The sequence below is a fragment of the Arthrobacter sp. NQ7 genome (assembly GCF_029581595.2).
Taxonomy (GTDB): domain Bacteria; phylum Actinomycetota; class Actinomycetes; order Actinomycetales; family Micrococcaceae; genus Arthrobacter; species Arthrobacter phenanthrenivorans_B.
In genome coordinates this window covers 183626-192403 of the sequence record NZ_JARFXU020000006.1, presented here as the reverse complement: position 1 = coordinate 192403, position 8778 = coordinate 183626, and the positions used below count along the sequence as shown (strand labels likewise).

The 8778-nt window shown below is 66.1% G+C and carries 13 protein-coding genes; 3 read left to right on the top strand and 10 right to left on the bottom strand.

From position 1 onward, the window contains the following. The 3 genes from PUN71_RS09630 to PUN71_RS09620 form a co-directional block, all read right to left on the bottom strand. On the bottom strand, positions 1 to 211 hold a 211-nt coding region (locus tag PUN71_RS09630), incomplete at its 3' end, for a hypothetical protein (RefSeq protein ID WP_277798208.1). 277 nt (positions 212 to 488) lie between these two features. Next, positions 489 to 1223 carry an excalibur calcium-binding domain-containing protein gene (locus PUN71_RS09625; RefSeq protein WP_277798207.1) on the bottom strand — a complete coding sequence of 245 codons (735 nt, stop codon included), beginning with the start codon at positions 1221 to 1223 and terminating at the stop codon, positions 489 to 491. Between the two features lie 67 nt (positions 1224 to 1290). Next, positions 1291 to 2649, bottom strand: a complete 1359-nt coding sequence (locus PUN71_RS09620) for a GmrSD restriction endonuclease domain-containing protein (RefSeq protein ID WP_277798206.1) — start codon at positions 2647 to 2649, stop codon at positions 1291 to 1293. Positions 2650 to 2914: 265 nt separating this feature from the next. Here PUN71_RS09620 and PUN71_RS09615 point away from each other — a divergent pair, with 265 nt between their 5' ends. Beyond that, positions 2915 to 3307, top strand: coding sequence for a VOC family protein (locus PUN71_RS09615; RefSeq protein WP_277798205.1), 393 nt, complete (start codon positions 2915 to 2917; stop codon positions 3305 to 3307). A gap of 24 nt (positions 3308 to 3331) precedes the next feature. Here PUN71_RS09615 and PUN71_RS09610 read toward each other — a convergent pair whose 3' ends face one another. Continuing rightward, positions 3332 to 3934, bottom strand: a complete 603-nt coding sequence (locus PUN71_RS09610) for an SOUL family heme-binding protein (protein ID WP_043451697.1) — start codon at positions 3932 to 3934, stop codon at positions 3332 to 3334. A gap of 63 nt (positions 3935 to 3997) precedes the next feature. Then, complete coding sequence (locus tag PUN71_RS09605; protein ID WP_277798204.1) at positions 3998 to 4435, bottom strand: DUF3592 domain-containing protein; 438 nt, start codon at positions 4433 to 4435, stop codon at positions 3998 to 4000. A 203-nt stretch (positions 4436 to 4638) separates the two neighbouring features. On the opposite strand from PUN71_RS09605, the gene PUN71_RS09600 reads away from it, so the two are divergent. Both PUN71_RS09600 and PUN71_RS09595 read left to right on the top strand, forming a co-directional pair. Beyond that, positions 4639 to 5100, top strand: coding sequence for a MarR family winged helix-turn-helix transcriptional regulator (locus PUN71_RS09600; protein ID WP_043451694.1), 462 nt, complete (start codon positions 4639 to 4641; stop codon positions 5098 to 5100). Continuing rightward, on the top strand, positions 5097 to 6353 hold the full coding sequence (locus tag PUN71_RS09595) for an MFS transporter (RefSeq protein ID WP_277798203.1): 1257 nt from the start codon (positions 5097 to 5099) through the stop codon (positions 6351 to 6353). Before PUN71_RS09600 ends, PUN71_RS09595 begins: the two co-directional genes overlap by 4 nt. A gap of 19 nt (positions 6354 to 6372) precedes the next feature. Here PUN71_RS09595 and PUN71_RS09590 read toward each other — a convergent pair whose 3' ends face one another. The 5 genes from PUN71_RS09590 to PUN71_RS09570 all read right to left on the bottom strand — a co-directional run bounded on the left by PUN71_RS09590 (position 6373) and on the right by PUN71_RS09570 (position 8776). Beyond that, the gene (locus PUN71_RS09590; protein WP_277798202.1) at positions 6373 to 6717 is read right to left on the bottom strand and encodes a cupin domain-containing protein; all 345 of its coding nucleotides are present in this window, start codon (positions 6715 to 6717) and stop codon (positions 6373 to 6375) included. 137 nt (positions 6718 to 6854) lie between these two features. Then, the gene (locus PUN71_RS09585) at positions 6855 to 7241 is read right to left on the bottom strand and encodes a VOC family protein (protein ID WP_043451687.1); all 387 of its coding nucleotides are present in this window, start codon (positions 7239 to 7241) and stop codon (positions 6855 to 6857) included. Between the two features lie 238 nt (positions 7242 to 7479). Then, complete coding sequence (locus PUN71_RS09580) at positions 7480 to 7803, bottom strand: hypothetical protein (RefSeq protein WP_277798201.1); 324 nt, start codon at positions 7801 to 7803, stop codon at positions 7480 to 7482. A 150-nt stretch (positions 7804 to 7953) separates the two neighbouring features. After that, entirely contained in the window at positions 7954 to 8298 is a 345-nt protein-coding gene (locus PUN71_RS09575; protein ID WP_277798200.1) for an iron chaperone, read from the bottom strand. 10 nt (positions 8299 to 8308) lie between these two features. Beyond that, positions 8309 to 8776 (bottom strand): SRPBCC family protein, encoded by a 468-nt coding sequence (locus PUN71_RS09570; protein WP_043451682.1) that lies wholly within the window; start codon positions 8774 to 8776, stop codon positions 8309 to 8311. Positions 8777 to 8778 lie beyond the last annotated feature (2 nt).

Here is an 8778-nt window from a genome sequence, read left to right as displayed (position 1 = left end):
CTATTGAGTTCTCAAACAACAGACACACCCGGCACCACCCAAACCAACGTTCAGGATCGCTCCGGAGCAACTTTTCAAACTTACCCGATCCCCCACCCCGAAGCAAATCCATCATCACAGGACCCACATCGAACAGAAGACCGCCCCACACCGATTCCCAGCGCCCTAAAGAGCAACCAGAACCTGGCTTTGAATTGGGGGTTTTGGCCACCCGGTAAACAGTTCTTCACTGTCTCCCCCGCGGCGACTCAGAAAACAATACACGCACACCCGGCCCATCGCAAACCGGGGATCCAGGTGGGGGAAATCCCCGGAATTCCGCGGAAGAAGGGGCCAGTCATGCACCTTGGCGGCCATCCGTCGTCGTAATTTCTTCATGTGGTCTCCGGCACACCAGCGAGCCTGGCAGCCAGGCGTTCTTACAGAACAAGCCGGGGGCCTTCTCAAAGAGGAGGGCCCCCGGCTTGTTCTAGAACTGCCTGTGCGTCCTAACGCTCGCAGGCAACTCCATCGCCGTCACGGTCCAAAGCGGAACTGTAACCGGGCTGACCCCTGTACAGCGGTGCTGCGCCGGCCGCCCTCGCCGCACTGCAGTTGGCGTAGTAAGCGGCAGGCGCCGGTGCGGGCGCTGCAGGAACGGCCACTGGCGCAGGCGCCGGAGCCTGGGCTGCATTCTGGGCTGCCGCGGCAGCAGCCTGGTCCGCTGCCGCTTTGGCAGCCGCAGCTTGGTCAGCCGCGGCCTTGTCCGCTGCCGCCTTGTCGGTGGCCGCCTTCGCTGCCGCAGCCGCCTGCTCTGCCGCAGCCTTTTCGGCCGCCGCCTTGTCAGCGGCTGCCTTCTCCGCAGCCACGTCATCGAGGTTCTTCACACCGAGGTGCACCGTGGAACCCTTGGCCGCCTGCGCGCCGCTGCCTGGGTCCTGCGTGGTCACCTGCCAGTTGCTCTTGACCATGATCGACTTGCCGTGGACGGTATCCGTGGCGTCAACCTTGAACCCGAGCTTTTCGAGCTGATCCGTGGCCTTGTCCAACGTCAGGTTCACGACAGCCGGAACCGTGACGTTTTCCGTCGTCTGCGCCACAGCGGTTGCGGTTGCAGCTGCCGCGGGTGTGGCCTGAGCGGCTCCCTGCTTGCCCCCGCAACCTGTCAGCATGAGGCCGGCCAGCACAATCAGGGCCAGTGATGCCTTCATCCTGCCCGTCGCTGGAATGGTGCTTTCGTTCATTTTTCCCCCTGGGTATGTATCTGATGGTGGTAAAAAGTGGTCCCGGACTGTCCGGGCAGGACGGTGCCTACTCGCAGGCGATGCCGTCGGAGTCCCGGTCCAGGGCAGGGCGGTACCCTGCCTGGCCGGCGTAGAGAGGAGCGGCTCCGGCCGCCCTCGCCGCCGTGCAGTTGGCGTAGTAGACGGCGGCAGGCGCCGGAGCCGGCGCAACGGGAGCAGGAGCCGGTGCAACAGGTGCGGCGGCCGGGGCAGCCGGAGCGGGCGCCGGTGCAACGGCAGCAGGTGCCGGAGCCGGAGCGACCGGAGCCGGAGCGACGGGAGCCACGGGAGCCTGCTGGTTGGTCGGCGCCAACTGCCCGCTGCAGTCGCCAAGGATCCGGGCCATCGCGTCGTGCTCTGCCTGCGTTACCCAGAGTCCATAGGTGGCTTTCACGGAGATCTGGCGTGCCACATACTCGCAGCGGAAGCCCTTGTTCGGCGGCAACCAGGTGGCCGCGTCGCCGTCGCCCTTCTGCTGGTTGGTGGGCCCATCCGTCGCCTGAAGGTTCAGCGGATCATTTGCCAGCGCCGTCCGCTGCTCCAGCGTCAACTGCTGTGCGCCCTTTTGCCAGGCATCGCTCAGCGCCACCACGTGGTCGATCTGCACGGCGGTGCTGGTGGCCGCTCCGCGGACAAAGTTGATGCTGGTGCCCGTGTAGGGATCCGCCAAGGTCCCCGACTGAACCTTGCACGGCACGCTGTTCGTGTATGTGATGCCGGTCAGGTCCCGCTTGAGGATGTCGTTGCGGGTGTCGCAGCCGTTCCGGTCCACGTCTGCCCACGCTTGGCCGAACTGCGCACGGTCATACCCTGTCTTCGGCGCACGGCCCTTGATGGGAAGGGTGGCCAGCAGGTCGATGGCCTTGGTGGCGTAGGCCGGTTGTGCGTTGGGTGCCGTAGCGGTGACGCCGGCAGCAAGGGCGTACGTATTGTCCGGGTCCAGGGGCTCCCCGGTCTCCTGGGCCGTGGGCGTGGGAGAAGGCGAGGACGACGGCGTCGGTTTGGCTGTGGCGGTTGGGCTCGCTGCGGCGGCTGCGGCTTTGCCCTCCGAGGAGGCCGCCTCGAGGTCAGCGCTGGCCAGACGGGGCAGCGCTGCTGCAGCACCGATGAAAAGCGCCAGGGAGGCGGCTATCACGACGGCGCCTGCCTTGCGTTTGGCCGGCAGCCACGCCCAGGAGCGGCGCCCGGTAAGGAGGACGTACAGGCCGGTAAGCGCGGCCGAGATGCCCAGGAAAATCAGGGCGCCGCCGATACCGCTACTCAAAGCTCCCAGGAGCATGAACAGGGCGGTGAGAATCCCAACGACGAAGGTTGAAGCGCGAGGTTTCCGCGGCGTCGGCGGAGCAGCGGGATGGTTGAACCCTGGACGGGTCCGGTAGTCGGACATTGTTTCCCCATTTGTGAGGGCCGCGGGAAGCAGGCCCGGAATGTGCCGGGCCCGCTGCTGAACCCTGGCAAAGTCATCGGGCCTGAGCCTATGACGCGCCAAAGCGCGGGAACGGGAAGTCTCCTGTTCCTCAGCAAACCTTCAGCCAGTCTTGAGCTTTTCTTGATCAGGCTCGTAGCAATTGCAGGGGCCGCCTTCACATTTCAGATCCGGCAGCAGCGGACTCCTGTTCCCACCCCTCCCGGCCGCAGATAGAGTGGCCCGCATGCAGATGCGCCTTGAGGTTGTCCAGGTCCCGGTGTCCGATGTCGATACCGCCAAAGCCTTCTATATGGAAAAGCTGGGCTTCGTCCTGGACCACGATGTGGAGCACATCCCGGGGATGCGCGTGGTCCAGCTGACTCCCCCGGGTTCGGCAGCGTCGGTGGTGATCGGTACTGGAATGACCAGCATGGTGCCGGGCAGCCTGGAGGGACTGCAGTTGGTGGTTCCGGATATCACCGAGGTCCGCACCGAGCTGCTCCGGCGCGGCGCGGACATCAGCGAGGTCCAGGACTTGGGCGGTGTCCTGTTCGCTTACTTCAGCGACCCCGACGGCAACCGCTGGGTCATGCAGGGCCAGACTCCCCCTGCTGTCCGGGACGCGCACACGTCGTAGGGCGCGCAGTAGAGCTAGATCCGCTCAGGAACGGGGCGTTGCCTCACCCGACTGGGGCTCCTGCACGTCCTGGACTACTTCGTTACGGCGCAGGAACCAGGGCTTGAACGGCGGATCGAAGCGGGCGAACCGGGGCGGACCCACCGGGGTGAGGCCGGCCAGGGTGAGCGCTGCCTGCAGCCCTGCATTGCGCCGCTCGAAAGCGGACGCGGAACCGCTGCCGGAAAAGCGCAGCACCGCGGCAAGGGAACCCGGCACGGCCCGCACCTTGACCTTCGGATCGGTGGGCACCGGGGCATCGTCAGCCGTAACGCCGGCCGGCAGGACGAAAGCTACCGAATACTCACCAGGCTTCCCGGCGCCGGGGGTGGGCCCGGTTTGCAGCACCGGGGTGGTCATGGCCAGCTTCTGTGGCCCCTGTTCCTGGATCACGGGCGCGGTCATGGCGAGCTTTTGGCGTGCCGTGTTGTTGCCGCTGATGTAGTTGAAGAGATACCGGAAGGCGGCGTTGCCCGCGCGGTCAAAATCGGCCGCCACCGTCACTTCGGCCACCGCATAGTCCGGATACCGGCGCAGCTCGAAGTGCGGATAACGTCGGACCAACTCATAGGGCTGCTGTTCAGTCATGGTGCGCAAAGCCTACGCCCGTCGGGCTGGAGCGGATAGACCAGGGGCCGCGACCAGGCTCTGCTACACCGCCTGTTGCGGTCGACGCGCCCGGGACTTGGCGCGCAGAACGGCGCTGCCAACCAGTGCGACCAGGAGGAGGCCCATCACGCCGAATATGGCAGTCAGGACCACGCCCACGCCGCGGACCCACACACCGTCACTCTCATAGCCGGGCACAATGGCCCGCCCCGGATCATTTTCGGCATAGATGACGGTAACGCTGCTGCCCACCACGGGATGCTGGTCGTGGTCCACCGCAGCGAACGTCTTGCGGGGCACCCCATCCGCGGCCGTGTAGTCCACCCTGATCCTGCGCTCCGAAGCCTTGGTGACGTCCTCGAAGTGGACGATCGTTCCGGGGGCCTGCGCTCCAATCCGTGCAAGCTCTTCATCAGCGTTGATCATGAAGCTGCCCACGCCAATCATCAGCGGCCCCAGGCAAAGGACCAGGACTGTCACTGCCAGGTTCAGTTTCCCCTTCCACGACAGCCAGGGTTTACGATTTCCGTCAATTCTGCGCCCAGTCACGGCTCCCATTGTGCCGGAGCTGTCGCGAAACCCACACCCGCAACCGTTGCCACAAGCAACCATGCGGGCACATAATAGTTAGCAGAACTAATTAGCATTGCTAAGGACCGCCAGCAGGAGGCGCACCCGACTATATGTCCCCTACCCAAGCCAAAAACCCGGCAACCGCAGACCCCACCGCACCTGATGCCCTGGCCATCGACCTTCGGACCGCCGTCATGCGCACCTCACGCCGGCTCCGCGTCGAGGCCACCGGCGACGTCATCACCCCGGGGCAGTACACCGTCCTGGCCCTGCTCAACGGCAGCGGCCCCAGTACCCTGCGCGCGCTCGCCGAGAGTGAGCACGTGCAGGCGCCGTCCATGACCAGGATCGTCAACGCCCTGGCCGACCAGGGGTTCGTTACCAGGTCCGCACATCCCGACGACGGCCGGCAGGTCCGCGTGGACATCACCGATGCCGGCAGGCAGGTTCTGGCCGAGGCCCGGAGCCAGCGCACCGCCTGGCTGGCCCACCGTGTTGCCGGGCTCAGCGGCGAAGACCGCCTCATCCTGAGCCAGGCGGCCCGCATCATGCAGGAAATGAGCGGCAAATGAGCGCGATGTTCCGGGCCCTCGAGAACCCCAACTACCGCATCTGGGCCGGCGGCGCGATCGTCTCCAATATCGGCACCTGGATGCAGCGCGTTGCCCAGGACTGGCTGGTGTTGACCGTCCTCACCGATCACTCAGGTGCCGCCGTCGGACTTACGACGGGGCTGCAGTTCCTGCCCATGCTGCTGTTCGGCCCCTATGGCGGTGTGCTCGCGGACCGCTACCGGAAGCGGATCATCCTCATGTGGACGCAGCTGGCCATGGGTTTCACGGGACTGGCCATCGGCCTGCTGGTGGTCACCGGCACCGCCCAGCTGTGGCATGCCTACGTGGCCGCGTTCTGCCTCGGGGTGGCCAGCGCCGTTGATGCCCCCGCACGGCAGGCATTCGTGTCCGAACTGGTGGGCCAGGACAACATCTCCAACGCAGTGGCGCTGAACTCCGCCTCCTTCAACACCGCCCGCCTCACCGGCCCCGCCATCGCCGGCGTCCTTATCGCATGGGTGGGGACCGGTCCGGTGTTCCTGCTCAATGCCGCGAGCTTCGCCGCCGTCCTGGTCTCGCTCTTCCGGATCCGCATCACCCAGCCCGCCCCGGCGGCGAAAGGTGACCGGAGCAAGCACCAGGTGGCTGAAGGCATCCGCTACGTCCGACGCCGGCCGGACCTGATGCTGATCATGGTCCTGGTGGGCATCTTGGGCGCGTTTGGCATGAACTTCCCTGTCATCAACTCGCTGATGGCAACCACCGAGTTCAGGATGGGACCCAGCGAATTCGGGCTCCTGGGCTCGATCATGGCGGTGGGCACGCTGGCAGGTGCCCTCCTGGCCGCACGCCGCTCCGGACCGCGGCTCAGGTTCCTGCTGGGCGGGGCCCTGGGGCTTGGAATCTTCACAGTCCTGGGCAGCATCGCGCCCACGTTCTGGGCCTACGCCGCGATCCTGGTTCCGGTGGGCCTGGCCTCCATCACGTTCCTCAACAGCTGCAACACCAGCATCCAGCTCTCCGTGGAGCCGCAGTTCCGCGGCCGCGTACTGGCCCTGTACCTTGCCATCCTGCAGGGCGGGACGGCCGTCGGCTCGCCCCTGGTCGGATGGATCGGCAGCGAGTTCGGTGCCCGCTGGGCGGTTGCCGCCGGCGGCGCTGTGGTGCTGCTGGCCGGGGTGACGGCCGTCATCGCCGTCACCAGGCGGAACCGGCTCACCCTCCGGGGTGTGCTCCGAATCGCGCTGGGCAGGCGCGAGCCGGCGGTGTGAAAGAAACGGTCACGGGCGGCTACGGGCCAGTGACAATGTCCACCGAAATCTCCACGGCCGCGACCGGGCCACGGTTCTCCAACCAGTGGTTGGTGTGCCGGTCCTCCGGCCAGCCCACCCCGGGCCCGTAGTCCGTGGCCACGCCGTCACGGTGGTCCGTGATGGTCCCCTGCAGGATGTACACCGTTCCGGGGCGCCCTGCATGGTCGTGAAGGGGCCCGAACACTCCGCCGGGTTCGATGGTCACCATCCGCATCCGCAGTTGCCGGCCCTCCATGCCGTCGATCTCGCCCGCGAGGTCCACCGTCGCCAGCAATTCGACGGTGACTCCCTTCGTCTCCTGCTCCGCCTTCTCCACGCCCATCCTTTGCCTTTCGGTTTGGACACTTACGACGGCGGCGCCGGCCCGCCGCTGCAGAGCACCCGGGTGAGGGGTGCCTTGGGCGGTGGGTGCCGGCGTCGTCCTTGTTCTCCAGAGCCTGCGTCTGCAGGCCGCGACGGTCAAGACGGAATCGAGGAAATGTTCAGGATGTTTCCCTCACTGTCCAGGAACCAGGCCGCCTGGCCGTAACCTTCCATCGTTGCGATGCCGTTTTCGGTCTTCAACCCGGGCATGTCGTAGTCCTCGAAAACCACGCCCCGGGCGCGCAGTTCATCCACGTCCCGCTGGACGTCATCGGTGGCCCAGCCGATTTGCGTGTTTTTGGCCGAACCGGCGTTGTCCGTCTGGTAGATCAGGAACGATGTCCCCTTCCCGCACCGGTAGACAAGGCCGCCGTCGGCCATCGTCCGCTCGGGCTCAAACCCCAGCTTGTCCCGGTAAAACTCCCGCGCCCTGTCGATGTCCTTGGCCGGCAGCACAGCCATGACTTCCATATCTTTGAGCATGACGAATCTCCTTGTGCTTGGTGGCGTTGCTCTCCCCCTGAAACAGTCCGGCCGTCCCCCGCCGGGCCTCGTGGCCGTCCTTCCCGCCGATTGCCGGGGCGGCCGCCTGGAACCCCTGGATCCACCGTGGCACAGGACAGCGGCGGGAGGTTCCCGAAGTCTACGAGGCCATTATGGAACCGAATGTTCCGCGGCGAAATAGGGGATTTTTTCGCCGCATCCGGGCAGCGCGGACTCCTTATTTCCGGGCCGCCCGGAGGGTCTTGCGCACGGCGGCACCGGCAGCAGTCACCAGGGGAATCAGGCACACAAGGGTGGCAATCGTGTTGGGACGGAAAGCCGCCCGGCCGTTGACCGTCCTGTACACACCCAGGGGCACCACAAAGCCGCCGCCTCCGCCGCCGGATGCCCCGTCACCGGATTCCGTCCCGCCGCCGAAACCGAAGGACACCAGCGCCACGGGCACAATCTCCTCCCCGCCCACGTTCACCGGCGCGCCGTACGCGCGGGAAACGCCCATGTTCTTAAAGGAATCTGCGAGGTTTGCAAGTGTGTCAGCCATGGGTTCAGGGTAGGCACCTGCTTGCCTGCAGGTAAGGACCATTGGTCCCGCCGCCCGGGCAACCGCCCAAGGGGCGGCTGCCAGGCAGCCGGTGCGTGCCGTCGTCGTACCTGGCGTCCCCGTGGTCCTGGCCTGCGTGAGATCCGAGGCCTACTTCCGGATTTCGGCCATCCTGAGCCGGACGATGTCCTCCAGCACGTCGTCCGGAACGGGGTGGTCCGCTGTGAAGCGGATGGTGCCCTTTGACAGGGAGTATCCCTCCAGCCGTGCGGCCACCGCCTCCACAACGGCGGAGGAGAACGGGAAGATCGAGAGGTGCTTTGCCGTGGACACGGCGGCCACGAGCGGTTTGCCGTCGAGTTTCAAGGCGGGCATCCCGTAACTCATGCCCTCGGTCGCGTCGGGGGCCAGCGACAGGGCGAGCTCGACCACGTGCTGCAGGCAGCCCCTGTCCCGGTCGCTGGCCTCAGCGAGCGCGTCGTCCACGACACCCACCGTTCGGACCTCAGCTCTTCCTGGCCGCGACGGTGGATGCCAGGGCTGCGAGCCCGCGCTCGAAGTCGGCACCCACCATCTTGTCCATGTTCATGAACAAGGCGAACACCCGGCCGAGGCCCTTGTTTTCGCCGGTCATCCGCCACGTGACCTCGGTCCCGCCCGGCGCGGGTGCAAAAGTGAACGTGGTGGGGTTCAGTGCCTTGAAGGGCCGGGTGAATTCGAGCCGGATGCCGATGGAGCTGGACGGAACGGACTCGGTGATCTGCATGGTCCCGCTGCCCGCCCTGCGGTTCCCGCTCCATTCGTAGCCGGCCCCTTCGCCGGAATCATTGCCGAAGTAGCGGCGGCTCATGCCGGGGTCGACTGTTTCCCACGGCGACCAGGCCGTCCACTCATGGAAGCTGTTAACCAGCGGGAAGATCTCTTCCGGGGAGGCAGGGATAACCGCGCTGCGGCGGACTTCAAATGAGGACATGG